Raw genomic sequence first — 25,910 nt, forward strand, 5'->3', positions numbered from 1 at the left:
CTGAAAAAGGGAGACTTTGATTAATTTTTACCCATTAAAAAGGGGGACTTTGATTAATTTTTACCCATTATTAAGGTGGGTAAGGGGGGATCTGGATAAAACCTGATACTTCTCAGACATCCTCTAATTAAAAAATGAAATTTACCTGTAAATCCCAATTTTCTCCTTGACGAATTATCTCTATTTCTCGGATAAATTCTCTTAAATAAAATCGTCTTTCTACTTCTGATAAATCTAACCAAAATTGGGGAATAGAAACTGCTTCAGCAACAGCACGCAAATTGACAGGAGGGAGAATAGCTAATTGAGATTGAAGTTGAGAAATTTCTGTGCGAAGTTTATAAGCTCTGATTTTAGCTGTTTCTGTATCTAAAACTCCAGTTTCTATCAACTTGGGTAACTGTTCCAGGATTTGTTGTTGATGTGCAATTTTATGATTTAAACTATTTTTAATAGTATCTAATTGGGGAAAATTCATTCCTGCAACTGCTAAAGGTAAATCTCGACAAACAATTTCAATTGTTTTTTCCAAAACATCTGGATAAGGAATAGCACGACATTTAGGATTTTGAGGACATTTGGTATTGCGTAAATATAAATACTCTTGATTTTGATAACGCTGGGTAACACGAGTGACTATCATTCTAGACTGACATTGACTGCAAATAACCAACCCCGCTAAAGAATGGGGCGCACTAGCGGTACGAGATGGTAAACGACTATTGCGGCGTAAAAGTCTGTCAACTTGCGCTGCTTCTTCTCTGGAAATGATACCTACGTGAGTATCAGAAATAATTTCTCCATTTTGATAAGCGGTATCACCACGATAAACGGGGTTTGTTAACCAACGTCTGCCGGTAGTGACAGAGATTTTTTTAGCGTATTTTTTGGCGAGATAACGAACAGCACCGCGTAGAGAACCATAAAGTAAAAAGTTGTCAAAAAAATCTTTGACTATGGGCGATGTACTGCGATCAATAATATATTTGTCTTTACTTCTACGGTAGCCATAGGGAACTTTACCTGGTGGTGGTAAGGCTTCGAGACGATTTTTAGCGTGTCCTTGACGGATACGGCGACTACGTTGTTGACGCTGAATTTCTTGGAGTAAGTTGAAAAGATCAATACGGAATTTAGCATCTGCGGATGTATATTGTTGTTCAGTAGCAATGACTATTACGCCCATAGCTTCTAATTGGTTGAGGCGATCGCTCACTTGTGTTAATGTATCTCCTAATTCTTCTAAACGTCGAATCAACAGATAATTTGCAGGTTCTGTTTCACAGTCACTTATTAATTGTTGTAGTTGCGATCGCTCTCCCAAATCTTGATATATGTGATCTACTTCCCAACCCCAACTAGCTTCATCGGGAGTAGTTTCCAATAGTGGGTGAGTATAGCTATAAGCAATAATTTTCATTAGTGTTCATTTATATCAGTTATTAGTTATCAACAGTCAGGAGTCAGGAGTCAGGAGAAAGATAAATATTTCCTGTTTCCCCAATCACCAATCACCAAATAAGATTCATCTATGATTGCAGATTTAATCTTATAGACAATATCAAAATTATTTATTTCATGCCCTTTTAGTGTAATTAAATAAACCAACACCTACGGATTTGATAGAACAAAACTAATCATAATCATCAGTCTCAAGATATATATTAGGAACTTTTCAACTGATTTACGGAAAATTATAAATTTTTACTTATATGTCCAATCTAATATTTATTTAAGATTTGGCTTTCCAGGTAGTTGCATTCCTTAAAAAAACCTGTAAACTAATTCTCAATGGTTGGAATTGAGTCATCCGTTTCAACCAAAGACCGAAAGTAATCAAACTTTGTTCCCATAGTTGAGTTAGCCATTTTCCGTCCGAAAATGACTACTTGACCTAACTGTATATATTTGACGATAGCCGCAAGATGTAAATTTTATCTTGCCCGAATTTTCATGTCTAAAAAATAAATTTGCAAAACCAGGAGATGTATTTTATGTCTGACTTTTTGAATCAAATTTCTCGCCGTAAATTTATCGTTACTGCTGGAGCTTCCGCAGGTGCAGTTTTCCTGAAAGGCTGTCTAGGCAACCCTCCCGAAGCAGGTAACACAGGCGGTACGAATACAACTAATACTGCTCAACCAGTAGCTAATATTAGTGCGGAACAACAACCAGAAACTACAAAAGTTAAACTTGGTTATATTCCCATTGTAGAATCTGCACCATTAATTATTGCCAAAGAAAAAGGCTTCTTTGCTAAATATGGTATGACCGATGTAGAGGTTTCTAAACAAGCTTCTTGGGGTTCGGCCAGAGATAACATAGAAATTGGTTCTGCTGGTGGTGGGATTGATGGTGGACAATGGCAAATGCCCATGCCACATTTAATTACCGAAGGTAAAATTACTAAAGGTAATAAACCTATTCCCATGTATGTTTTATGTCAATTAATCACACATGGTAATGGTATTGCCATTGCTAACAAACACGCAGGTAAAGGTGTAACTTTGCAACTTGCAGGAGCTAAATCTTTATTTGCTCAATTAAAATCATCCCCTACACCATTTACCGCAGCGCAAACATTTCCTGGAGTTAACCAAGATTTTTGGATTCGTTATTGGTTAGCTGCTGGTGGTATTAACCCAGATACAGATATTAAATTATTAACAGTTCCCGCAGCGCAAACTGTAGCCAACATGAAAACAGGAACAATGGATGCTTTCAGTACCGGAGATCCTTGGCCTTATAGAATTGTTAAAGACAAAATTGGTTTCATGGCTGCATTAACCGCAGAAATTTGGAAAGATCACCCCGAAGAATATTTTGCCATGCGTGCAGACTGGGTTGATCAACATCCAAAAGCAACAAAAGCCTTATTAAAAGGCATCATGGAAGCACAACAATGGTTAGATAATTTTGATAACCGGAAAGAAGCAGCGGATATCTTATCAGGAAGAAATTATTTCAACTTACCTGTAGAGATTTTAATTGACCCATTCATGGGTACTTATAACATGGGAGATGGTCGTAAGATTGATGATAAAACTATGGCTGCTTTGTACTGGAAAGATGGTAAAGGTAGTGTTTCTTATCCCTACAAGAGTCATGATTTATGGTTTATCACTGAAAGCGTGAGATGGGGCTTTTTACCAAAAGATTACATTGCTAATAAAGGGGCAAAAGCTAAAGCTTTAATTGATAAAGTTAACCGGGAAGATATTTGGAAAGAAGCAGCAAAAGAAGCTGGTTTTACTGCGGATATTCCTACCACTACCTCTCGTGGTGTAGAAACATTCTTTGATGGTGTAAAATTCGATCCTGAAGATCCAGAAGCATACATCAAGAGTTTGACAATTAAGAAAGTTAGTGCTTAGTTATTTATCATTAATCATCAGCCAATTTTAGGAGATAACATCCCATGACAATAGCCCAAAAACGCCCTGCAAGTTCCAAGCTGGATAACAATTTTATATCCAATTTACAAAAGCAATTTCCTGAACTGATACCACCAGCGATCGCCCTTGCTGTATTTCTTGGAGCTTGGCAATTATTCGCCTGGACTCCCGGTGCAACTTTACCCGGACCTATTCAAGTTATTCAAGATACTTGGATTTTGATCATTTACCCTTTTTATGACAAAGGTGGTATTGATAAAGGACTATTCTGGCAAATTTTAGCTAGTTTGCAACGGGTAGCTATCAGTTACACTTTAGCTGCTGTTGTGGGTATTGCTTTAGGGGTGTTAATTGGTATTAACAAAACCATGTCTAAGGCTTTAGATCCCCTGTTCCAACTATTAAGAACAGTACCGCCTTTAGCTTGGGTTCCTATTTCTTTGGCGGCTTTAAGACAAAATGAACCAGCCGCATTATTCGTAATTTTCATCACTTCAATTTGGCCAATTTTGATTAACACAGCAGTAGGTGTGAAAGAAATTCCCAATGATTACAATAACGTTGCTAAAGTTCTGCAACTTTCTCAAAAAGAATACTTTATTAACATCTTAATTCCTGCGGCTTTACCTTACATTTTCACAGGTTTAAGAATTGCCATCGGTTTGGCTTGGTTAGCAATTATTGCGGCAGAAATCGTCATGTCCGGTATTGTTGGTATCGGGTTCTTTATCTGGGACGCTTATCAAAATAACAACGTCAGTGAAGTTATTTTGGCGCTAGTTTATATCGGTGTTGTCGGTTTATTGCTTGATAAATTCATGGCATGGTTACAAAACCGCATTTTACCAGAACAAAAATAATTTTTAGCTATCAGCAGTCAGCTATAAGCAGTCAGCGTTCAGCAAATAAATTAGGTAATTGTTAATTATCTATTACCAATTACCAATTACCAATTACCAATTACCAATTACCCATTACCCATTACCAAAACTATGTCAGTATTTGTTGCTGTAGATCAAATTGATAAGGTCTTTGAATTAACCGGCGGCGGTCAATATATCGCTCTTAAAGGCATTAATTTAGAAATTAAAAAGGGTGAATTTATTTCATTAATCGGTCACTCTGGTTGTGGAAAATCAACCCTTTTAAATATGATTGCTGGTTTAGATTTGCCCACAGAAGGTTTAGTAACTCTGGAAGGTCAAAGAATTAAAAAACCTGGTCCAGATAGAATGGTGGTATTTCAAAACTATTCTCTCTTACCTTGGCGCACAGTCAGAGAAAATATTGCTTTGGCGGTTAATTCTGTGTTAAATGGAATGCCAGAAGCGGAACGTAAAAAAATTGTCGAAAGACATATAGATATGGTGGGTTTACGTCCTCATGCTGATAAACAACCAGCAATGTTATCAGGAGGACAAAAACAACGGGTGGCGATCGCCCGCGCCTTGGCAATTCGTCCTAAACTATTATTATTAGATGAACCTTTTGGAGCATTAGACGCACTCACTCGCGGTAATTTGCAAGAACAATTAATGCAAATTTGTGAAGAAAACCAAGTTACCGCCGTAATGGTGACACATGACGTAGATGAAGCGGTTTTGTTATCTGATAGAATCGTCATGTTAACCAACGGACCAGAATCCAAAATTGGCGATATTTTAGAAGTAGATATTCCCCGTCCTCGTAAACGGATGCAAGTTGTAGAACATCCGAGTTACTACACCTTACGCAGTGAAATGATTTACTTCCTCAACCAACAGAAAAGAATTAAAAAATTACGTGCTAGAAAAACCCCAGCGATCGCCCGTCACGGTTTAGAAAAAGTAAATTTAGAAATTGGTTTTCTCCCTATTACAGCTTGCGCTCCCCTAGCAGTAGCTAAAGAAAAAGGTTTCTTTACTAAACATGGTTTAGATGAAGTTTCCTTAGTTAGAGAAAGTAACTGGCGCGGGGTTGTTGATGGTATTACCGGCGGTTATTTAGATGCTGCCCAAATGCCTTCAGGAATGCCGATGTGGTTATCATTGGGAGGTAATAAAAACCAACCTTTACCGATTGTCACATCCTTAACCATGACTCGCAATGGTAACGCCATTACCCTAGCGAAAAAGTTTTATGAACAGGGTGTACATAGTCTTTCTGACTTCCACAACTACCTCCTAAAAACCCGTGAACAAATGCACCGAATGGGAGTAGTACATCCGGCTTCCATGCACAATTTACTTTTGCGTTATTGGTTAGCAGCAGGAGGAATTGATCCTGATGTCGATGTAGAAATGAAAAATATTCCTCCAGCCCAAATGGTGGTAGATTTAAAAGGTGGAACAATTGACGGTTATTGCGTAGGAGAACCTTGGAATTATCGCGCCGCCGTTGAAGGTTCAGGTTTTACAATTGCTACAGATTTAGAAGTTTGGTTAGGACATCCTGCTAAAGTTTTAGGAGTCAGAGAAGACTGGGCAAATGCTTATCCAAATACCCATATTGCTTTAACCAAAGCATTGTTAGAAGCCTGTAAATATTGTGCTGATCCTAAAAATGTTCAGGAAGTGAGATCCATCTTAGCAAATCGGGAATATGTGAATACTGACATTGATTTTATTCAACTCGAAGATCCCAATGCTAATAGTTGCGATTTAGATCATCCCATGCGGGAATATGCCCATCATCAATTCTATGGTTCATCTGCTATTAATCGTCCTAGTAGAACTGAGCAAACTTGGATTATGACACAATTAGCAAGATGGGGTGAAACTCCTTTCCCCCGTAACTGGGTAGAAATTGTAGAAAGAGTTTGTCGTGTGGGTGTGTTTAGTACAGCAGCGAGGGAATTAGGTTTAGACATTAGTTACACCCGTCAACCTATTCAATTATTTGATGGTAAACCTTTCAATGCTGATGATCCTTTTGCTTATCTGAGCAGTTTAGAAATTAAACGCGATTTTTCTGTGGCGGAAGTTGTACTTGATACTCCCAGAAAGGTAGCAGCTTAAAGCTAAAAGCTATTCTCGTTCCCATACTCTGTATGGGAATGAATACAGTAAGGCTCTGCCTTACACAGCTATCAATGCAATACTGTTCGGTTAAGGATTTTTGTAGGTTGGGTTGAGGAACGAAACCCAACATTTACAAGGGTTTGTTGGGTTTCCACACGGTAAACCCAACCTACGTTATTTCGTTGTTTTGGGCTTAACCGAAAAGTATTGGCTATCAATGAGCGAGGCAGAGCCTCTTAATAGCGTTCCCAGTCTGAGACTAGGAACGAGACGGAATTGAATTGGTTTTTGAGACTTTACCAATTACCCATTACCAATTACCCATTACCAAAACTATGCAAAACCGTACTCTCACTTTTAACAACTCATCTCCTAAAACTCAAATGCAAGCATCTCCTAAAACCCGTAACCGTCAGCCATTTTTACAAATTCAAGATGTCACCAAAACCTACCCCACGAAAAAAGGACCCTTTACAGTTCTGGATGGAGTCAATTTAGAAGTTGATCAAGGTGAGTTTATTTGTGTCATCGGTCACTCTGGTTGTGGTAAGTCGACTTTATTAAATATGGTGTCTGGTTTTAATACTCCCACCACTGGCCGGGTGTTATTGGAAGGACAACCCATAGTTAAACCCGGTCCAGATCGGATGGTAGTATTCCAAAACTATGCTTTATTACCCTGGCGCACAGCGTTTGAAAATATTTACTTGGCTGTAAATGCTGTTTACCCCACTAAACCAGAAGCAGAAAAACGCGCTATTGTTCGGGAACATTTAGCTATGGTGGGGCTGTCTGATGCTATGGAGAAGAAACCCATGCAAATGTCCGGGGGGATGAGACAGCGTGTTTCTATCGCCCGTGCTTTGGCTATTCGTCCCAAAGTATTAATTTTAGATGAACCTTTTGGAGCATTAGACGCGATCACCAAAGAAGAGTTACAGGAGGAGTTGCTAAAAATTTGGAATGAAAACCGTTGTACGGTGTTGATGATCACCCATGATATTGATGAGGCGCTGTTTTTGGCTGATAAGTTGGTGATGATGACTAATGGACCTCATGCCAAAATCGGGGAAGTGATGGAAATTCCATTTGCTAGACCACGCGATCGCGCCCTGATCATGGAAGATCCTCTATACTATCAATTGCGTAACTATGCGTTAGACTTCCTGTTTAACCGCTTCGCCCATGATGATGTAGGTTAATATAGTAAAAGGCGAAATCTCATTCGCCTACTCCCTATTACCTGTTAAATAAATAATAGTTTTCATAGATTATAATTTATACATTGACTAATACAGCCAATTTTGGGCTTTCATATAAGCTTCTGCTTATATGAGGTATATAATATTTTTTTTATAATTCATGTCTTTGGGTTATTTTTTTTGACCTAAAGGCTGTATGCTATTTGTAATCAAACAGTTGATCCCCGGTTTCAACTGCAAAAATAAAACTGGGTAGATAGTTCTGCATGATTGTGTTTCTGGGTGACAAAGATTACTCCTTGAGTAGAACCTTAATTCACAATTCATGTAAATTGTCAAACATAATCACAAATCAGCAAGATATTTTACACTTGCTGTTTTTTGTACCTAGAACACAGTTAAGCACTACTTGAGGAGCATTGACAAATGTATTTTGACAACCAAATTTTCATAAAACTTAAATGTTGAAATTAGATATTTATATCAACATTAGCATATCAGCTACCGCAACATAAAACTGGAAAGGCTGTTAATAAACACTCTTTACTTTTTATTTTGACAGACCAACTTCTGGAAATTCCATCAACAGAAATTAGCCAGCATTAATATTTTTAACTAATGATAAACTGGGTGACAAAATTTCTAATTGTTACCAAAGGTTATTATTACCAAATAATTATAGTTGCATTATTAGCAACAAAGTTTTTGGCGGTTGAAAATAGTTTTTTTTGCTGTGGCTAAATGCTTGTAATTTCAGTTTGCGGTAAAAACCTGTGCTGTAGGGGTGAAGAGCCTGATTTTTACTTTCTTTAGCTCTTTAAATCTCATTTAGTTCATTGATTCAATGCTCTTCATTAGAGGAGAAGGAGGTATTCGTGGATTTTGTGTCCTTATTTATTACGGACTTTATTGCTCAGTTGCAGTCTCCAACACTGGCCTTTTTGATTGGGGGGATGATCATCGCTGCCTTGGGTAGTGAATTGGTAATTCCAGAGGCAATTTGTACGATCATCGTCTTCATGCTGCTGACCAAAATCGGTCTCACCGGTGGAATTGCGATCCGTAATTCTAATCTGACGGAGATGGTGTTACCCATGATCTTTGCTGTAGTAACAGGGATTACGATTGTATTCATCTCGCGCTATACCTTAGCCAAACTGCCAAAGGTCAAAGTCGTTGATGCGATCGCCACTGGTGGTTTGTTTGGAGCAGTGAGTGGTTCTACAATGGCTGCTGGTCTGACGGTACTGGAAGAACAAAAAATTCCCTTTGAAGCATGGACTGGCGCACTCTATCCCTTTATGGATATCCCCGCCCTTGTAACTGCCATTGTGGTAGCTAATATTTACCTCAACAAGAGGAAACTGAAAGAAGCCGGCGAATCTGCTATGCAGGAGTCTTTCAGCAAGCAGGCTGTTGCGGCTGGTGATTATCCCGCTACCAGACAGGAGTATCTCAGTCAACAGCAAGATCCCGGTGAGAATAAAGTCAAGATATGGCCGATCATCGAGGAAAGTCTCCGGGGTCCTGCTTTGTCAGCCATGTTGTTAGGTCTGGCTTTGGGACTGTTTACCCAGCCGGAAAGTGTCTATAAAAGCTTCTACGATCCTGCCTTTCGTGGCTTGCTCTCCATCTTGATGTTGGTTATGGGTATGGAGGCTTGGTCAAGGGTTGGTGAACTGCGTAAAGTAGCTCAATGGTACGTTGTGTATAGTGTGATAGCACCATTTATACATGGGTTAATTGCCTTTGGTTTAGGTATGATTGCCCACCAAGTCGCGGGATTCAGCATGGGTGGTGTTGTGGTTCTAGCTGTTATCGCTTCCTCTAGTTCCGATATCTCCGGTCCTCCTACATTGCGAGCCGGTATCCCTTCAGCCAATCCCTCGGCATACATAGGCGCGTCCACAGCCATCGGTACACCCGTTGCCATCGGCTTGTGTATACCTTTCTTTGTCGGGCTTGCCCAGGCGATCGGCGGCTAATCCTAGACGGTTTATAGTCTGTTGGTGCTACTTGAACCGGCAGACTAAGCAACTCAGTATTGGGTTTGCATGACAAAAATATATAATATCAAGTTACGTAGGTAAAGAGGTAAGCAATATGTCCAAGAAAGCCAACAAGCTCGTCATCGTCACCGAAAAGGTGCTGATCAAAAAGGTCGCCAAGATCATTGAAGAATGCGGAGCGACTGGTTATACAGTGGTGGATACTGGTGGTAAAGGTAGTCGCAACGTGCGCTCTACAGGTAAACCCAACACTGCTGACACTGATTCTAATGTGAAGTTCGAGGTACTCACCGAAACACGGGAGATGGCGGAGAATATCGCAGATAAGGTCGCAATTACATTTTTTACCGATTATGCGGGCATTATCTATATCTGTGAAGCAGAGGTACTGTACGGAAGACATTTCTGTGGACCAGACGGCTGTTGAGTGGAAACGACGCAGACTTTAAAAGCCGGGGCATGACCCCGGTTTTTTGATGGTCGTTACTCAAAACGTTAGTCAATTTAAATCCCACATTCCGCACCCCAACTGTCACGTGGAATTAAATAGACATCTGGTGCAATTTATCATCGTAGAGACAATTAATTGTCGGGTTTCAGATTATGCACATTTGATTACCACCAGATGTTTAATAGATAGGGTTGGCTGAATAATGTAAAACCTAGATATATCAAAAGTTTGAGGTCAATACTGTTCGGTTCAGAGTTTTTGTAGGTTGGGTTGAACACAGTGAAACCCAACAAACGCTATGATCAATTAAATAGGGGTTGCTGAATCAACTCAAAACATTGATCAATCAAAGGGTGTTTTTTTCCCACCTGTGTAGTCTTCTGAATGTGGTATTTCCTAGAAAATCCTATGAAAATACATCTAAGATTTTCTCAAGAGATTAAATCCTTACTGCAACGTTTAGCAGAAAAGCCTCTCACTCTTGGTGATGTGCTGACGGAAACTTCCGAACGGGGTTTTAGCTTGGTGATTGCATTATTAGTTTTACCGTTTTTGTTTCCCATGCCTCCAGGGTTAACTGGTCCTTTTGGGGCTGCTTGTTTGCTTTTGTCTTTGCAGATGCTATTTGGTAGGCGATCGCCTTGGCTACCTAAAAAAATCGCTACTTATCAATTTCCTCGCCCTTTCGCTCAAGTTATCCTGCAAAACCTGCGTCGAGTCACTTCATTATTAGAAAAAATTACCCGTCCCCGCTTGACAAAAATTGCTTCTCATGCTTTGACTTGGCGATTTAATGGCTTTTGTATTTCCTGGTTAACTGTTCTATTGATGTCACCTGTTCCCTTTACCAATCCTATCCCTACCATCGGGATTTTACTTTTTGCTGTTGCCAGTATTGAATCGGATGGTTTATTGATGTGTATTTGTTATGTCATGACTATTTTAATAACATTTTTATTCGCAATGATTGGTTATGCAATTTGGTTAATTCCTAATTTAGTCTAAATTTAGTCTAAATTTAGTCTAAATTTGGCAATTTAGGGGAATTATAAAATTGGAGTTAAAATATATTTATTGAAAAAAAAATATGATATGATGTATTACGCATCCCGTCTATCTGAGAAAAATGAGTAATTAATACAACTTTTTTACTCAAAAAAATTTCTCAAATAAAACCCCCAGCTAAAAGCTGAGGGCAATCGTATAATTAAGGTGCATCTACTATTTTAGCATCCAAGGGGATCATAAGTAAATCAGGAAAGTTTCGGTTACGCAAATATTTTTTTGTATATAATGGAAAAATATTTTAGTGAAACCCCCAGTTCCACCTGAGGGCAGTTAATCAATTAAGGTTTATATATTTCCCCAGGGGTGTCTGCCAAATCAGGAAGAATTTAACAAGAGCGATCGCTTTTTTGCCCATCCTTTGTGAAGATGGCTAAAAGGTGATACTCTACAGGAAGTGAGCTTGTCCTAAGTTGACAATTTCATAGACAAAACTATACTTATATTGACAAAAATCAATATATTTTCCGGAAAAAATCAACTACTTGATATATAATACGGTGATATCAAGTATTGAATTGAGACTATTGCCGACGCGAAAACCAAGCAATGATGGTGGTAGTCTTTTTCAGAAACTTAATTGGAACACAATCGCGTTGGGCTACAGCGTGAAAGTCTACAGAGGGATAACCGCTCCCATGCTCCCGTTGAAGTAGAAAGTAAAGTCTAGCTTTGTCTAGGTTTTATATCGCAGTGCAGGAAGATATAGTAGATAGTGGAACAGGCTTCTAGCCTGTTGACGGGCAATACTTGTACTGAGCCTGTCGAAGTATGCCCATCCCACATTTTATATTTAATTGCAACCAGCTACTTACAGCAGTTTCGAGGTAAATGAGGTACAAGGTTAACAGGCAGGATGCCTGTTCCACAAGGGTTTTATGATTTGAGTTTGTACCTCACTGGCTGACGGGGCGACAAACAAGGCTGAAAACAAGACGGTATAAAGAACGTAACGATTTATGGTAAAAAAAGATAGGTCAGCTATTGTCAATAAGACCAATAAGAATGAAAATGTTACCCTTATTCTATCAAAAGCACTTAAAAAGTCAATTGAGTTTAGCAGAATATCTGTTCCTCAAAATTTTGGTGAACATCTTACAGTCAATTAAAAATGTGAATTTAGAAAGGTTAGCGAATGGCGTACCGTTACCAATTAAATTTGAAAGTAGAAGAAAAAGAATACAAAGATTTTTATCATTACCAAATCTAACAATTGAAAAAATTTGGTTTCCCATTATTCAGGAATGGTTATCAATATACTTTACCAAGGAAAAAATAATTTATGTAGCAATTGATAGAACCAATTGGAATCGAATAAATTTATTTATGGTGAGTGTAATTTGGGATAAAAGAGCATTTCCCATATATTTTAAATTATTGCCAAAATTAGGGAACAGTAACATATCTGAGCAACAACAGTTATTAGCGAAAGTAATGCCACTTTTTCAAAACTATAAGGTATGTGTATTAGGTGATAGAGAATTTTGTTCAGTAAAACTCGCTAAGTACCTTCAGAGCTTGGGTGTATACTTTTGCCTGCGATTAAAAAAGAACGAATTTGTAGAATTTGAAAAAGATATTTTTTATGAGCTAAATAGTCTTGGTTTAGCACCGGGCGTATCGTTTTTTATTAAAGGCGTGAAGGTAACAAAGACTCGTGGTTTCATCAGTTTTAATGTGGCGTGTAAATGGAAGCGTAAAATCAACGGAGTATCACCCAAAGAAGGGTGGTTTATCTTAACCAATTTTGATAGTCTGGAATTAGCTATTGCTGCATACAAAAGGAGATTTGATATAGAAGAAATGTTTAGAGATTTCAAAAAAGGAGGCTACAATTTAGAAGAGACTAATGTAACTGGTGAACGCTTTATTTCTCTGGTTTTATTAATAGCAATTGCTTACTCTTCCGCAACAATTCAAGGTCAACAAATCAAACGTAAAGGAATACAGAAATATGTTTCCCGCATCAAAGAATATGGTCGAACAGAACGGAGACATAGTAGTTTTTATATTGGATTATATGGTCAAACTTGGGTTAATTTCAAGGAAATTTGTATGGATATGGTCATGGAATTAATGAGATTAAATCGCAATAAACGTAAGAATTATCAACAAGGTCTAAGAGCTATGAGGCTTATAGAGTCTGTCTTGTAGCTTATTTCGTCTCCCCTTCAGCCTCACTGGTATGAAATATGCTGTATTACTTGTTTCCTGCCTTCTGAAAAATTCCATGTCTAGGACTAAACAAAAAAGCTAAGACAAATAAACCCGAAACAACCAACACAATTGCTGGACCAGAAGGTAAATTATAAAAATAGCTCAGATACATTCCGCTAATACTAGAAATTACACCAATTACCGCCCCTAAAATCATCACTTCATGTAGTCTTTTTACTAATAAATAAGCAGTTGCCCCTGGGGTAATTAATAGTGATAATACTAAAATAACTCCTACAGCTTTCATGCTGGCGACAATTGTTAAAGAAATTAACAACATTAAACCAAAGTTTAAACGATTAACTGGTAAACCTGCGGCTTGTGCGCCTAATGGATCAAAGGTGTAAAATAACAGTTCTTTGTATAGTAAAAAAACGATGATTAAAACTATAGCAGCAATGATAGCTGTGTCTCGCACTTCGTCAACTGTTACGCCAAGGATGTTACCAAATAAAAAATGATTGAGGTCGATTTTATTACTTTTTTGAATAATTGTAATTAGGGTAATACCAAGGGCAAAAAAAGCTGAAAATACTATCCCCATTGCTGCATCTTCTTTGATGGGGGAACGGGTTTTAATAAATGCTATGGCTATGGTACTTAATATCCCAGCAATAAAAGCTCCAATAAAAATGTTAGCACCAATCATGAAGGCGATCGCCAGTCCTGGTAGTACGGAATGGCTGATCGCATCACCTAGTAATGCTAGTCTTTGTACCATTAAGTAACTACCAACTATCGCACATAATAAACCTACTAATATGGCGATGATTAATGAACGTTGCATGAAGCTATATTGTAATGGTTCAATTAGTGTGTTTAACATAAATTGAGAATGAACCACGAAGGCACGAAGTACACGAAGGAATAAGAGAAGGAAGAGAAGGAAGAGAAGGAAGAGGAAGAGATAGATAAAATAATTACAGTATCTTGCAGGTAAATGAAGTACAAAATTTAATCCAAAAATCAACTATCAAGCAGGTTTTACTCTTGACTCCTGACTCCTGACTCCTGACTCCTGACTCCTGAATTATAATTTATTATGCTGCATCACTGAAGTAGATGACTTTTCCGCCATAAGCACGATGTAGGTTTTCTTCTGTGAGAACTTGTTGGCGTGAACCTGTGGCGATTAGTTCACAATTAAGTAAAATTAAATCATCAAAATGGGTGATTGATTCGCCTAAGTCGTGGTTTACTACTAATACAATTTTATTGGCTGCTGCTAGTTGCTGAAAGACTTCAAAAATTATTGTTTGGGTTTTTTGATCTATTCCTACAAAGGGTTCGTCAAAACAAAAAATTTCTGCTTGTTGGGTTAATGCACGGGCTAAAAATACTCTCTGTTGTTGTCCTCCAGATAGTTCTCCAATAGGGCGATCGCTGTATTCTTTCATTCCTACCCGTTCTAAGGCTGCTTTTGCTACTTGGCGACTAACAGCCGAGAAACTACGCAACCAACCTGTTTTTTTTACACGCCCCATCATCACTACATCCCATACTGTAGCAGGATAATTCCAGTCTATTTGGCTTCTTTGTGGCACGTAGGCAACTTTTTCTAGTTGCTGCTTTAAAGGTTTATTTTCGTACAAGACGTTACCGCTACTTGTAGGAACTAATCCCAAAATTGCTTTCATCAAGGTGCTTTTACCAGCACCATTGGGTCCAAAAATTCCTGTTAATTTTCCTGGTTTGATGATGCAGTTCACATCCCGCAAGGCTTCTTGTGTGCGGTAATGTACTCCTAAATGAGAAATGTTAATGGTTGCTTGAGAACTCATATCAATAGATTTTCTCGTTTGTACAGGTATTTCCTGTGACTGTCTCCGTAATAAATTGAATTTTTGGTAAAAAGAAATATTTTGCATATCCGTGTTTAAAATATCTATTCTTTGAGCTTACTATAAAAATGAGAAAAAAATGAAAAAACCAATAATTTAAATTAATCACTGAGATAAATGAAACTAATACCAGGGATAGACTGCCGCACTGTGTTTAAGAAAACAAAGATTGCTTTCAATATTTACCCGTTTTGTTTGGGAATATTTCTACCTTTGTTTTTATTTGGTTGTACTTCTTCCGAGTCGCAACCACCGGGGGATGGTAAGCCGCAAGTTGTAGCAACTAGCACTATCATTGCTGATTTAGCGGAGGAAGTTGGAGGAGAGGAAATAAATTTAACTGGTATTCTCCAACCAGGTGCAGATCCGCACGTTTATGAACCTGTACCCGCAGATAGTCGAGTTTTGGAAACAGCGGATTTAATTTTATATAACGGTTACAATTTAGAACCGGGAATTATTAAGTTAATGAATGCTGCGGGAGGAAAAGCGAAAAAGTTAGCAGTGGGGGAAGTTGTTGAACCTTTAAAACTAGAAAAAAGTAAGGGGGAAATTGTTCCCGATCCTCACGTTTGGGGAAGTGCGGAAAATGCTATCTTGATGGTGAATGCTATTAGAGATTCATTGATTGAGTTATCACCAGAAGACAAAGAAAAATTTACTCAAAATGCGGAAGAATTGACAAATGAATTACAACAATTAAATAATTGGATTCAACAACAAATTCAAACTATTCCCCCAGAAAAACGCAAATTGATCACTACCCACGATGCTTTTCAATATTATGCTAATACTTATGGTTTGGAAATTGCGGGAACTTTAATTGGGATTAGCACTGAAGAACAACCAAGCGCCAAAACCGTAAAACAATTAGTTGATGCTGTTAAAAAAATAGGTGTGCCGGCAATTTTTGCGGAAACTACAATTAATCCCGCTTTAATTAAAACAGTTGCCCAAGAAGCAGGTGTTAAACTCGCACCCAATGAACTTTACTCTGATTCTATTGGTGAAAAAGGAAGTGATGGAGAGACTTACATCAAAATGATGGTAGCTAATACCCGCACTATTGTTGAAGCTTTAGGAGGTAAATATACACCTTTTCCAATTCCAAATCAAAACTAAATTTCATACTCACACAAATTCAAACTCTCTCTCCAGAAAGAACCACTTTCAAAATTGATAATTGATAATTGATAATTGATAATTGATAATTGATAATTGATAATTGGAAATTAATTATCCATTGTCAATTGTCAATTGTTAAATAGTTGTTTATTTTGGATAGGGTTATGACTAATAATCATCAAGATGATCAAATTAATCAACCAGTAAGTAAAGATAGCTTTTCTAGAGAGAAACCAAATGTTAAAGAAAGAAATTTAACTGCTAATCCTGGTGATAGAATAGCTGATGAAGCACAAACAATTGAAGAAAAAGCCCAACAAGTTGCTGTAGATGTTCCTGATATTACAGGTGATCAAATTACAGTTCCCACTTATTTTATAGTGGAAACTGCTGATGGGGAGAAAAAAGCTTTGCATCATGTTAAAGATGCGGAAGAAATTTCTGATGTGATTCGTCAAGCACGAGTAAATGAGAAAGGTGAACGCATTTGGTGGTAAAATAGAGGTGAGGGCAGCAGTCACAAAGCCCAAATTTTCGATATAAATAAATATGTAATTTATTTTTTGCTGTCACCTTGTCTCAACTGCAAGAAACTCATTTAAACCGCGCCCGTGCTAGTCTTAGACAAGCGATATCTTGGTATGGATATCTCCGCAAGTCAGGCCAGCTATCATCTAAACAAGAATTAGCAAGTTTGGTAAAACCAGAAATAGAGGTTTTAACCACCACTCTCAGCAAACTAGACTCTAATGTGGTGAGAATAGCGGCCTTTGGTTTAGTGAGTCGTGGTAAGTCTGCGGTTTTAAATTCTTTGCTGGGGGAAAAAATTCTGCAAACTGGACCTCTTAATGGTGTGACTCAATGGCCGCGATCGCTACGTTGGAAACCAGGTGGTAAGGTAATTGTCGAATTAATTGATACACCTGGTTTAGATGAGATTGAAGGAGAAACCAGGGCGCAAATGGCGCGAGATGTGGCACAGCAAGCTGATTTGATTTTGTTTGTGGTGTCAGGAGATATTACTAGAACAGAGTATCAAGCATTACTGCAATTACGCCAAGCGCAAAAACCGCTGATTTTAGTATTTAACAAAATTGATTTGTATCCTGATACAGATAGAAAAAGCATTTATCAGAGTTTACAAGTTTTAGGTGCAGGACATCCGCACGCTAAACCATTATTACCGGATGAAATTGTTATGGTTGCAGCAGAACCTGCACCGATGGAAGTCAGAGTAGAATATCCTGATGGAAATGTGAGTTATGAATGGGAAACCCCACCCCCCCAGGTAGATGAATTGAAACAAACAATTTTGAATATATTAAATAGAGAAGGGCGATCGCTCTTAGCTTTAAATGCACTCATTCAAGCGCGGGAAGCTGAAGAAATTATTGCCCAAAAAACTCTTGATTTTCGGCAACAAGAAGCAGAAGATATTATTTGGAAGTTTGCAAAATACAAAGCTTTAGCTATCGGGTTAAATCCTATCGCTTTTTTAGATATTATTGGTGGTGTAATTACAGATTTAGCTTTAATTCGTTCCTTAGCTAGATTATATTCTTTACCGATGACTAGCTATGAAGCGACAAATTTATTAAGAACGATTTTATTAAGTTCTGGTGGTTTATTGTTGGGAGAAATAGGTAGTAGTTTTTTATTAGGTTTAGGTAAAAGTTCCGCTGCGATCGCTAGTGGTGATAATCCTCTGAATATTACTACCTTTGCTGGTAGTGCGATCGCTCAAGCTGGAATTGCTGGTTATGGTGCTTATGCTGTGGGTAAAGCTGCACAGGTATATTTAGAAAAAGGCTGTACGTGGGGACAATTGGGCGCTAATACCGTCATTCAGGAGATTTTGACCCAAGTTGATAAAAATACAATTTTGTATCGTTTAAGAGAAGAATTGATAATTGATAATTGATAATTGATAATTGATAATTGATAATTGGGTTCTTCGGTACTTACTATGCTAAATCATTTTGTCAACCCATGAAATCCTTATAGTGTAAGCATTTTACCTTAATTCACTGGTGAATTTGATATGAATTTGGCATCAAAAACAATGAAACCCTTTATTTATATGGGTTATGGGGTAAATAAACTCATATTTGGCATAACAGGTACGGAAGAACCGATAATTGTTTAATTCAGGTTTTCACACCTCTCCTTTATAGGAAAAAAAACAAAAATTGTCAATTATCAATTGTCAATTGTCAATTGTTTTAACCCAGTCTTTCACAAACTAAAACAGTTCCTTTTTCTCCACGAGTAATTCGCAATTCTTCATCTAAATAAAGAATTTCTAAACGCCCTTTAGGAGAACGATTCATCATAAACGAAACTTCTCCAGTTTCAGGGTTCATAGTTTGTGGAGGAACTAAACCAAACATCAACTTTAAAAAACCAGACATCAAAATATCTCCTAAACTTCTTTTTTCTGGTTTACCTTGTTCACTAAAAACCGCTTTCCACTCTTCTAAATTAGTTGTAGATTGCGGTTTTAAAATTCCTCCTGTAAATTGCACTTGCAGCAATGTATCACTTACAGTTTGACAAATTCCTTGGTTGATCACAATTCCTGAAAGTTGGGGAATAGATTCATCAATAGTTGTAAATTCCACCACAATATCATGAGTTCGTTGATCTCCATTTTCGATGGGAAACACAGGTTGCAAAACGCGATCAATCACTAATTTTAATTTTGTTGGTTGAAACATATTAAAAGCCAAACGTCCCAAAGTATAAGCATATTTACCATTTGCTAATAGTTCACCTTGAGGAAAATTTGGCGCACTGATCAACAACCATTCACTATCCATTAAACTACCACTTTGGGCTGGTGCTGTTGTCGGGTTAAAAGATTGGAGATTTTCAATTGCAGCAATGACATTTTTATCTTTCGTATTACCACCACAAGCAGCTAATATTTGACGTAACTCTGTTTTCGCTGCTGTACATTTTTCTGTGTCTACTACCATAGTTTTACTTTAGGTTTCCTTTTTTTGTTAAAATAATTGAGTAATACAATTTTAGACAATTGGCTAATTTTTGAAATCTATCTGTCAGGATGATTAAAAAATTGTTATCTTAATTGTAATACTTTTCATTCAACTAATAACACCGAAATCACGTAGGTTGGGTTGAGGAACGAAACCCAACATTTATAAGCATTTGTTGGGTTTCGCTGTCGCTTAACCCAACCTACAAAAACTACTTTCGTTCTGTTTTGTGTTATCTTTGTTTTGGGGTAATAAACATTATTTACAATCATTGTTAATTCTATCATGTCCAGCAGTATAATCCAGTCAAACACATCTCCAACCATAACCACAGAATTACTTCCCGCTGGTGGACTCGATCCAGATCGCTTTGATTGGCAAGAGGTATGGTATCCTGTTCATTATGTCGAAGATTTAGACAAAACCCAGCCTACTCGCTTCACTTTGCTAGAGAAAGATATTGTTTTATGGTGGGATAATAATGAGCAAATGTGGCGAGCATTTTTAGATCAATGTCCCCACCGTTTAGCGCCTCTATCTGAAGGTAGAATTAATGAAGATGGATTGTTAGAATGTCCTTATCATGGTTGGACTTTTTCAGGTACGGGAAAATGCGATCGCATACCCCAACAAGTCGCAGGAGGAAAAGCAGAAATTTCTCAACGTGCTTGTGTAACTTCATTCCCAACCACTGTTAAACAAGGAATGTTATTTGTTTATCCGGGAACTGCGGAAAATGCTGCTAAAACTCAAGTTCCCATTGTTGATATTTTAGATCAAGAATCAGAAGGTTGGGTTTGTCTCAACACTTTTCGAGATATTCCCTATGATGCTTTGACATTAATGGAAAATGTCTTAGATTCCAGTCATATACCTTACACCCATCACCGTACCGTCGGCAACCGCGCTAATGTTTCTCCTGTGGAATTAGAAGTAGTAGAATCAGGAAAATGGGGATTTAAAGGAATTTGGGAAGAAGGACCGCGTAAAGGTACTTTAGGAAAACAATATACTACTTTTATTGCTCCTGGTTTAATGTGGCATGACTTGACATCTAAACAGTTTGGCAGAACTTTAACTGTTGTTTATGCTACTCCAATTCGTAAAGGAGAATGTCGGTTATTTGCGATTTTTCCTTTTAAGTTTGCTTCCAAAATACCAGGAATATTTTTAAAGTTAACTCCCCGTTGGTATTCACATATTGGACAAAATAGAGTTTTAGAAGATGATCAAATTTTCTTACATCATCAAGAAAGATATTTAGCCGCACGGGGTGGAAGTGAGAATTTTACTAAGGCGTTTTATTTGCCAACTAAGGCAGATTTGTTTGTATTTCAATTGCGTTCTTGGGTGAATCAATATAGTATTGATGCGTTTCCTGGGAAAAGTTTTTCACCACCATTACCAAAGGAAGATTTATTAGATAGATATCACTCCCATACAGAAAAATGTTCTAGTTGTCGGAGTGCTTTGGCTAATTTACAAAAGTTGCGGATGGGGGTTGCAGGGTTCACAGTTTTGGTTTGGGGGTTGTTTCCTTTGCTGATGTTTGTTTATGATCAGCAGGATATTTTGACTATGGGTTTTCTTTCTTTGGTTGTGGTTGGTGGTGCGGGAGTTTGGTTTGGTTTGGGTAGGTTGGAAAAACGGTTTTATCAGGGGCGGTTGATACCACCGAGAAATTTACCTGATAAGAATTGATAATTGACAATTGATAATTGACAATTGGGGGTTTTTGGATAAGTGAATCACATTTTTAAATCTCACGCAAAGACGCAAAGGCGCAAAGGAAGAAAGTAAGAGAAGAAGAAGGGTGTGGTACAAACTGTTTCTTGGGTAGGGGTAATTCATGAATTACCCCTACTGTTTTGCGGAAGTCCTGAAATACATGAAAACTGCTGTCAAGTTTGAATTAAAAAATTGTCAATTATCAATTATCAATTGTCAATTGTTTTAGTTCTCTACGGGCTAATTTAACGTAGGTTTTGACGGTGGAGTAGGGTATTTCTAAATCTTGGGATATTATTTTTAATGATTCTCCCATTTCTCGTCTTGCTAATATTGTCGCCCAAGTTGTGGCTATTTTTTCGGTGCGATCGCCTCCTGTGCGTTTGCGTGTTGCGGTGAATATTGCTGTTAGTTCTTCTATGCGTTCTGGTAGCAGGTTGTTGATAATTTCTGCTGATGTGTTGGTTTCTGGTTCTACCCATTCTAACAGGGTTTGTCCGAGTCCAAAGGTGGTTTTATGTCCTGTGCCACAGTAGGGAGCAAGTTGAATTAAGGCATAAAATAATTGGGTAAATTCTATGTTGGTTAATGCTGTTTTACTTAACCCCAGAGATATCGCTCCTGTAAAACCTGTGACTGAACCTCGTTTACCTGCTGCAACTTTTACTGTTTCTAAGCGGTATTTGTGAATGATGACGTTTTCATCTATCCATTCTAAAAAGGGATCTTGTTCTATGGACATTCCTGAAAAGTCGTTCCAGCGTCTCAGGTAACTATGAAAAAGATTAACAGGAACGGGAAGGGGGAAATGATGTCCTTTGCGGCGAAAACTGGTAGGAGAAATAAAACTCAGATTAATATTTGTGTGTTTTCCTAGAGATGATTGCAGTATTTGGTGATAGGTTGTTGGTGGATGGAGAATACTAACTTTTTTTATTTGTAAGCCAGCATCTCTTAAATTTAGGGTTGGTGGAAGTTGGGTTAACCACTGACTTAAAAACTGAACTACTGGTTGGGAAAATGTGTGAAGATGCCAGCGATAGGTTTGGTTTGCTTGCAGTTGTAGTTGTTTACCTGCGGGAAGTAGTTGACCTTCTAAAGCGGAAATGTTGAAGGGTTTTTCTGACTCTCCATCATGAAGATATGCGGACAGGGTAGGGTTAATTTGTCTTACTTGATCGAGAAACCAGGCATGAAGTCCAATGGTGTATTGTGAGTATAGGTATGTGGAATTGGTTGCTTCTAGGTCAAAGACTAGGCCAACTAATTCGCTATCATCTGCCCATACTAGAGGGGTATTTTTAGCTGGGGTTTTGCGTTTGTTGGATGTAGCTGTTCTGGGCATGATTTTGAGGCTACATGATGTGATTTTCTGTATTTTACTATTTTTAGTCCCCTGGTGGGGATGGGGTGAGGAGTGGGGAGTCGGGAGTTGGGAGTCGAGACTTACGGAAAATATCTCTTTTTAGTTTTGTTTAGTTTTGTAAAGTTGAGAACTTGAGAAAATATCGCATTTTAACTACTAACATCCTTACTATTTCATCATTTGAGCGATTGTAACGGAATGTTAAGAAGTTTGATGAGTTTGGCGCAAGCAGCTACAGAGCTTTACATTCAGCAATATTCTGTAATCTTGAGAAAATGTTGGTTTTTTGTCTTGACATCTTGGAGTTTTTCGGTTAGATTATTTTTATTGGCTGGAAACGGCAATCAGCACCTTGAAAATTAAATACTTGTTTGAAATGTCACAGTCTAGTTTCCGTAGCTCGGCGCAAATGCACTCTGAAAGCTATTTGTGGCAAGTGTTTCGTAGGTATAGGGTTTTTCATAACCAATTCCCCGCAAGGGGATGGAAACCCAGAAGTGCTGGAGTAGTAGAAGGTCATAGCATTCTCATTGAAAATCGTTTTTCATAACCAATTCCCCGCAAGGGGATGGAAACCCCAGTATCTTTGACCTTCTGCTGGGTCAAAGAATACTATTGTTTTTCATAACCAATTCCCCGCAAGGGGATGGAAACGAGGTGGCATTGTTGACCACCGTTGTGCCTTCCACGGCGGAAGGTTTTTCATAACCAATTCCCCGCAAGGGGATGGAAACCAATATGGGTAATGTTTTGATGGTTTCTTAGCTTTAGGCTTAATGTTTTTCATAACCAATTCCCCGCAAGGGGATGGAAACAATTAATCGGGCTTCAAAAATAAGGTAAATATGGATGTAGTTTTTCATAACCAATTCCCCGCAAGGGGATGGAAACAAGTCGGCGATCGCCTAATTAACCTGTTACATCAAAAGCGTTTTTCATAACCAATTCCCCGCAAGGGGATGGAAACATTTTAGTTTGGATACATAAGTCACTGTTTCCAGTTTTTCATAACCAATTCCCCGCAAGGGGATGGAAACGTCTTGAGGCTCGAATGTTCCATCGGCACATTTGATGTTGATGAACCAGTTTTTCATAACCAATTCCCCGCAAGGGGATTGAAACGTTTAAATGAATCAAATTGAAACAGATATTGCAAAGATAATTAACGCCCAAAGATTAAGATTTTCGTAGGTTGGGTTGAACAAAGTGAAACCCAACAAACCCTTATCAATGTTGGGTTTCGTTCCTCAACCCAACCTACGCGATTTTATTTTTTTGTGCTTAACCGACAAGTATTGAAACAGATATTGCAACAATAATTAAAACCCAAAGATTAAGTTTTTCAGAACTTTTTTAAAGTTAAGGCTGCATAGCTATAAAGTAATAGAAGTAAATTAATTTAACCAGTAATTTACAAGATAAAAATCGAGTAAGTAGGGGATGCTGAATAAATGTAAAACCTGGATAAATCAAGGGATTGAGGATGATGAAAATTAAAATTGTGCCAGGCTTTAGGCACTGTGAACCTAAGAAAGCTTGCACTTTGTTAGTGTTTGCACAATTTCCAAATCAAAAAAACTCCTTGAACTCCTTGAACTCCTGACTCCTTGAACTCCTACCCCTCACAGATAACTTTTTCAGCAAACCCTAAGTACAACTTTTATCCAGTAATTTAACTGGTAATTTTTTTGCATATTTAATTGATTGCAATTAGTAATAATTTATCCAGAAATTTTTCTCCCTTTTAAATTTTCTAGAAGAAGCAACATAGTTAAAAGTGGGATATTTTCCATTGTTGACTTTTCTGGTAAGAGTTAGGAGTTAGATTATGCGAATTCTGATGATTCAACCCAATTATCATTCTGGTGGTGCGGAAATTGCGGGAAATTGGCCACCTAGTTGGGTTCCCTATGTGGGTGGGGCGTTGAAAACTGCTGGCTTTACCGACATTCGTTTTGTTGATGCTATGACTGATTATATTGCTGATGATGCTTTAGCAGAAATCATCAAAAAGCATCAGCCAGATATTGTTTTGGCCACAGCAATTACACCGATGATTTATCAATCGGAAAAAACCCTACAAATAGTTAAACAAGTTTGCCCCCAAGCCAAGACAATTATGGGTGGGATTCATCCTACCTATATGTACAGTGAAGTTCTCAATGAAGCCCCTTGGGTAGATTATATTATTAGGGGAGAAGGGGAAGAAATTACTGTTAATTTAATCAGTGCGATCGCTCGCGGAAAAGATGAAGCAGAACGTCGTAATATCTTAGGTATTGCCTTCTTAGAAAATGGGCAAGTTGTCGCTACACCAGCCCATCCGCCGATTGCTGATTTAGATACTCTCACCCCAGATTGGGATTTATTAGATTGGAGTAAATATATCTATACTCCGCTAAATGTGCGGGTAGCTGTTCCTAATTATGCTAGAGGTTGTCCTTTTACTTGTCGGTTTTGTTCCCAGTGGGCATTTTGGCGCAAATATCGTTCTAGCAGTCCGAAACAATTTGTTGATCAAATTGAAATTTTGGTCAAAAAACATCAGGTGGGATTTTTCATTTTAGCAGATGAAGAACCAACAATTAATAAACCCAAATTTATCGCTTTGTGTAACGAGTTGATAGAAAGAAATTTGGGTGTACATTGGGGAATAAATACCAGAGTTACAGATATATTGCGGGATGAACATGATTTACCATTGTACCGCAAAGCTGGGTTAGTTCATGTTTCCTTGGGAACAGAAGCAGCAGCACAATTAAAATTGAATTTGTTCCGTAAAGAAACCACAATTGAACAAAATAAACGGGCAATTCAATTGTTAAAACAAAATGGTATGCTTGCGGAAGCTCAATTTATTATGGGTTTGGAAAATGAAACCCCAGAAACAATTGAGGAAACCTATAAAATGGCTTTGGATTGGAAAGCGGACATGGTAAACTGGAATATGTTTACTCCTTGGCCATTTTCAGAGTTATTTCAAGATTTGGGCGATCGCGTAGAAGTGAGAGATTATTCTCAATATAACTTTGTGACTCCGATTATGAAACCCGACGCAATGGAAAGGGAAGATGTATTAAAAGGAGTGCTGCGAAATTATGCCCGGTTTTACCTCCGCAAAAGTTTTGAGTATTGGTTTGAGAAGGATGCTTTTAAACGTAAGTATCTTTTAGGTTGTTTGAAGGCTTTTGTGACAACCACCCTCAACAAGAGATTTTACAATTTAACACGGGTGAAATACAAAGGTTTAAACACAGAAATTGAGTTAGGTTTTGACGAGTCGAAGATTCTCACCCGTGAACAAATTGCACAACGTAAACAAGAACATCCAGAGTTAATGGCGGATGTGAATTTTACGGGTAATATTTCTGCTTGTGGCGCTCCTAATGATCTGCCAGAGTTTGTAGAGTCTGAGGTGAAATTTTCCAGTAATATTTCTGCTTGTGGCGCTCCTAATGATCTGCCGGAGTTTGTAGAGTCTGAGCAGGTTTAAGGGAGTATTGAAATTTGGTG

The 25,910-nt window shown here is 38.0% G+C and carries 18 protein-coding genes and 1 CRISPR repeat array; of the genes, 13 read left to right on the top strand and 5 right to left on the bottom strand.

From position 1 onward, the window contains the following. Nucleotides 1-127: 127 nt before the first annotated feature. Nucleotides 128-1,420 carry a recombinase family protein gene (locus K2F26_RS13410; RefSeq protein WP_220608227.1) on the bottom strand — a complete coding sequence of 431 codons (1,293 nt, stop codon included), beginning with the start codon at nt 1,418-1,420 and terminating at the stop codon, nt 128-130. A 574-nt stretch (nt 1,421-1,994) separates the two neighbouring features. Between K2F26_RS13410 and K2F26_RS13415 the strand changes: the two genes are divergently transcribed. The 8 genes from K2F26_RS13415 to K2F26_RS13450 all read left to right on the top strand — a co-directional run bounded on the left by K2F26_RS13415 (nt 1,995) and on the right by K2F26_RS13450 (nt 13,275). After that, nucleotides 1,995-3,374, top strand: a complete 1,380-nt coding sequence (locus tag K2F26_RS13415; protein WP_220608228.1) for a CmpA/NrtA family ABC transporter substrate-binding protein — start codon at nt 1,995-1,997, stop codon at nt 3,372-3,374. A gap of 44 nt (nt 3,375-3,418) precedes the next feature. Continuing rightward, nucleotides 3,419-4,255, top strand: coding sequence for a nitrate ABC transporter permease (ntrB, locus tag K2F26_RS13420; RefSeq protein ID WP_220608229.1), 837 nt, complete (start codon nt 3,419-3,421; stop codon nt 4,253-4,255). A gap of 132 nt (nt 4,256-4,387) precedes the next feature. Continuing rightward, nucleotides 4,388-6,391: an ABC transporter ATP-binding/substrate-binding protein gene (locus K2F26_RS13425; RefSeq protein ID WP_220608230.1), complete on the top strand. Its 2,004-nt coding sequence runs from the start codon at nt 4,388-4,390 to the stop codon at nt 6,389-6,391. Between the two features lie 338 nt (nt 6,392-6,729). Then, nucleotides 6,730-7,596, top strand: coding sequence for a nitrate ABC transporter ATP-binding protein (locus K2F26_RS13430; RefSeq protein WP_220608231.1), 867 nt, complete (start codon nt 6,730-6,732; stop codon nt 7,594-7,596). An 875-nt stretch (nt 7,597-8,471) separates the two neighbouring features. Then, nucleotides 8,472-9,581: a sodium-dependent bicarbonate transport family permease gene (locus K2F26_RS13435; RefSeq protein WP_220611876.1), complete on the top strand. Its 1,110-nt coding sequence runs from the start codon at nt 8,472-8,474 to the stop codon at nt 9,579-9,581. Between the two features lie 118 nt (nt 9,582-9,699). Then, entirely contained in the window at nt 9,700-10,032 is a 333-nt protein-coding gene (locus K2F26_RS13440) for a P-II family nitrogen regulator (protein WP_220608232.1), read from the top strand. A 432-nt stretch (nt 10,033-10,464) separates the two neighbouring features. Then, entirely contained in the window at nt 10,465-11,061 is a 597-nt protein-coding gene (locus K2F26_RS13445; RefSeq protein ID WP_220608233.1) for an exopolysaccharide biosynthesis protein, read from the top strand. A gap of 1,071 nt (nt 11,062-12,132) precedes the next feature. Beyond that, complete coding sequence (locus K2F26_RS13450) at nt 12,133-13,275, top strand: IS4 family transposase (protein WP_220611721.1); 1,143 nt, start codon at nt 12,133-12,135, stop codon at nt 13,273-13,275. Nucleotides 13,276-13,321: 46 nt separating this feature from the next. Here K2F26_RS13450 and K2F26_RS13455 read toward each other — a convergent pair whose 3' ends face one another. Together K2F26_RS13455 and K2F26_RS13460 are read right to left on the bottom strand one after the other, a co-directional pair. Beyond that, nucleotides 13,322-14,164, bottom strand: coding sequence for a metal ABC transporter permease (locus tag K2F26_RS13455; RefSeq protein ID WP_220608234.1), 843 nt, complete (start codon nt 14,162-14,164; stop codon nt 13,322-13,324). Between the two features lie 214 nt (nt 14,165-14,378). After that, nucleotides 14,379-15,206 (bottom strand): metal ABC transporter ATP-binding protein, encoded by an 828-nt coding sequence (locus K2F26_RS13460; RefSeq protein ID WP_220608235.1) that lies wholly within the window; start codon nt 15,204-15,206, stop codon nt 14,379-14,381. A 90-nt stretch (nt 15,207-15,296) separates the two neighbouring features. Here K2F26_RS13460 and K2F26_RS13465 point away from each other — a divergent pair, with 90 nt between their 5' ends. The 3 genes from K2F26_RS13465 (at nt 15,297) to K2F26_RS13475 (ending at nt 18,225) form a co-directional block, all read left to right on the top strand. Continuing rightward, nucleotides 15,297-16,301, top strand: coding sequence for a metal ABC transporter substrate-binding protein (locus K2F26_RS13465; RefSeq protein WP_220608236.1), 1,005 nt, complete (start codon nt 15,297-15,299; stop codon nt 16,299-16,301). A 167-nt stretch (nt 16,302-16,468) separates the two neighbouring features. After that, nucleotides 16,469-16,801, top strand: a complete 333-nt coding sequence (locus K2F26_RS13470) for a hypothetical protein (protein WP_194053375.1) — start codon at nt 16,469-16,471, stop codon at nt 16,799-16,801. A gap of 77 nt (nt 16,802-16,878) precedes the next feature. After that, a complete protein-coding gene (locus tag K2F26_RS13475) occupies nt 16,879-18,225 on the top strand; it encodes a GTP-binding protein (protein WP_220608237.1) in 1,347 nt (448 codons plus the stop codon). 301 nt (nt 18,226-18,526) lie between these two features. On the opposite strand, the gene K2F26_RS13480 is transcribed toward K2F26_RS13475, so the two are convergent. Further along, nucleotides 18,527-19,282, bottom strand: a complete 756-nt coding sequence (locus K2F26_RS13480; protein WP_220608238.1) for a PAP/fibrillin family protein — start codon at nt 19,280-19,282, stop codon at nt 18,527-18,529. Nucleotides 19,283-19,588: 306 nt separating this feature from the next. Here K2F26_RS13480 and K2F26_RS13485 point away from each other — a divergent pair, with 306 nt between their 5' ends. Beyond that, nucleotides 19,589-21,004 (top strand): aromatic ring-hydroxylating dioxygenase subunit alpha, encoded by a 1,416-nt coding sequence (locus K2F26_RS13485; protein ID WP_220608239.1) that lies wholly within the window; start codon nt 19,589-19,591, stop codon nt 21,002-21,004. Between the two features lie 229 nt (nt 21,005-21,233). On the opposite strand, the gene cas6 is transcribed toward K2F26_RS13485, so the two are convergent. Continuing rightward, the gene (gene cas6, locus K2F26_RS13490; RefSeq protein WP_220608240.1) at nt 21,234-22,376 is read right to left on the bottom strand and encodes a CRISPR-associated endoribonuclease Cas6; all 1,143 of its coding nucleotides are present in this window, start codon (nt 22,374-22,376) and stop codon (nt 21,234-21,236) included. Between the two features lie 475 nt (nt 22,377-22,851). Then, nucleotides 22,852-23,519: a CRISPR direct-repeat array (repeat unit 37 nt; unit sequence GTTTTTCATAACCAATTCCCCGCAAGGGGATGGAAAC). A gap of 706 nt (nt 23,520-24,225) precedes the next feature. Here cas6 and bchE point away from each other — a divergent pair. After that, nucleotides 24,226-25,890 carry a magnesium-protoporphyrin IX monomethyl ester anaerobic oxidative cyclase gene (gene bchE / locus K2F26_RS13495; protein ID WP_246605355.1) on the top strand — a complete coding sequence of 555 codons (1,665 nt, stop codon included), beginning with the start codon at nt 24,226-24,228 and terminating at the stop codon, nt 25,888-25,890. Nucleotides 25,891-25,910 lie beyond the last annotated feature (20 nt).

The sequence above is a fragment of the Sphaerospermopsis torques-reginae ITEP-024 genome (assembly GCF_019598945.1).
Lineage (GTDB): Bacteria > Cyanobacteriota > Cyanobacteriia > Cyanobacteriales > Nostocaceae > Sphaerospermopsis.

What these genes read in the sequence shown, in the direction of transcription:
- K2F26_RS13480 (WP_220608238.1), bottom strand. Translation starts at nt 19,282, where the DNA reads ATGGTAGTAGACACAGAAAAATGTACAGCAGCGAAAACAGAGTTACGT.
- K2F26_RS13485 (WP_220608239.1), top strand. Translation starts at nt 19,589, where the DNA reads ATGTCCAGCAGTATAATCCAGTCAAACACATCTCCAACCATAACCACA.
- K2F26_RS13465 (WP_220608236.1), top strand. Translation starts at nt 15,297, where the DNA reads ATGAAACTAATACCAGGGATAGACTGCCGCACTGTGTTTAAGAAAACA.
- K2F26_RS13410 (WP_220608227.1), bottom strand. Translation starts at nt 1,420, where the DNA reads ATGAAAATTATTGCTTATAGCTATACTCACCCACTATTGGAAACTACT.
- bchE (WP_246605355.1), top strand. Translation starts at nt 24,226, where the DNA reads ATGCGAATTCTGATGATTCAACCCAATTATCATTCTGGTGGTGCGGAA.
- K2F26_RS13445 (WP_220608233.1), top strand. Translation starts at nt 10,465, where the DNA reads ATGAAAATACATCTAAGATTTTCTCAAGAGATTAAATCCTTACTGCAA.
- K2F26_RS13450 (WP_220611721.1), top strand. Translation starts at nt 12,133, where the DNA reads ATGTTACCCTTATTCTATCAAAAGCACTTAAAAAGTCAATTGAGTTTA.
- ntrB (WP_220608229.1), top strand. Translation starts at nt 3,419, where the DNA reads ATGACAATAGCCCAAAAACGCCCTGCAAGTTCCAAGCTGGATAACAAT.
- K2F26_RS13430 (WP_220608231.1), top strand. Translation starts at nt 6,730, where the DNA reads ATGCAAAACCGTACTCTCACTTTTAACAACTCATCTCCTAAAACTCAA.
- K2F26_RS13425 (WP_220608230.1), top strand. Translation starts at nt 4,388, where the DNA reads ATGTCAGTATTTGTTGCTGTAGATCAAATTGATAAGGTCTTTGAATTA.
- K2F26_RS13440 (WP_220608232.1), top strand. Translation starts at nt 9,700, where the DNA reads ATGTCCAAGAAAGCCAACAAGCTCGTCATCGTCACCGAAAAGGTGCTG.
- cas6 (WP_220608240.1), bottom strand. Translation starts at nt 22,376, where the DNA reads ATGCCCAGAACAGCTACATCCAACAAACGCAAAACCCCAGCTAAAAAT.
- K2F26_RS13455 (WP_220608234.1), bottom strand. Translation starts at nt 14,164, where the DNA reads ATGTTAAACACACTAATTGAACCATTACAATATAGCTTCATGCAACGT.
- K2F26_RS13470 (WP_194053375.1), top strand. Translation starts at nt 16,469, where the DNA reads ATGACTAATAATCATCAAGATGATCAAATTAATCAACCAGTAAGTAAA.
- K2F26_RS13460 (WP_220608235.1), bottom strand. Translation starts at nt 15,206, where the DNA reads ATGCAAAATATTTCTTTTTACCAAAAATTCAATTTATTACGGAGACAG.
- K2F26_RS13415 (WP_220608228.1), top strand. Translation starts at nt 1,995, where the DNA reads ATGTCTGACTTTTTGAATCAAATTTCTCGCCGTAAATTTATCGTTACT.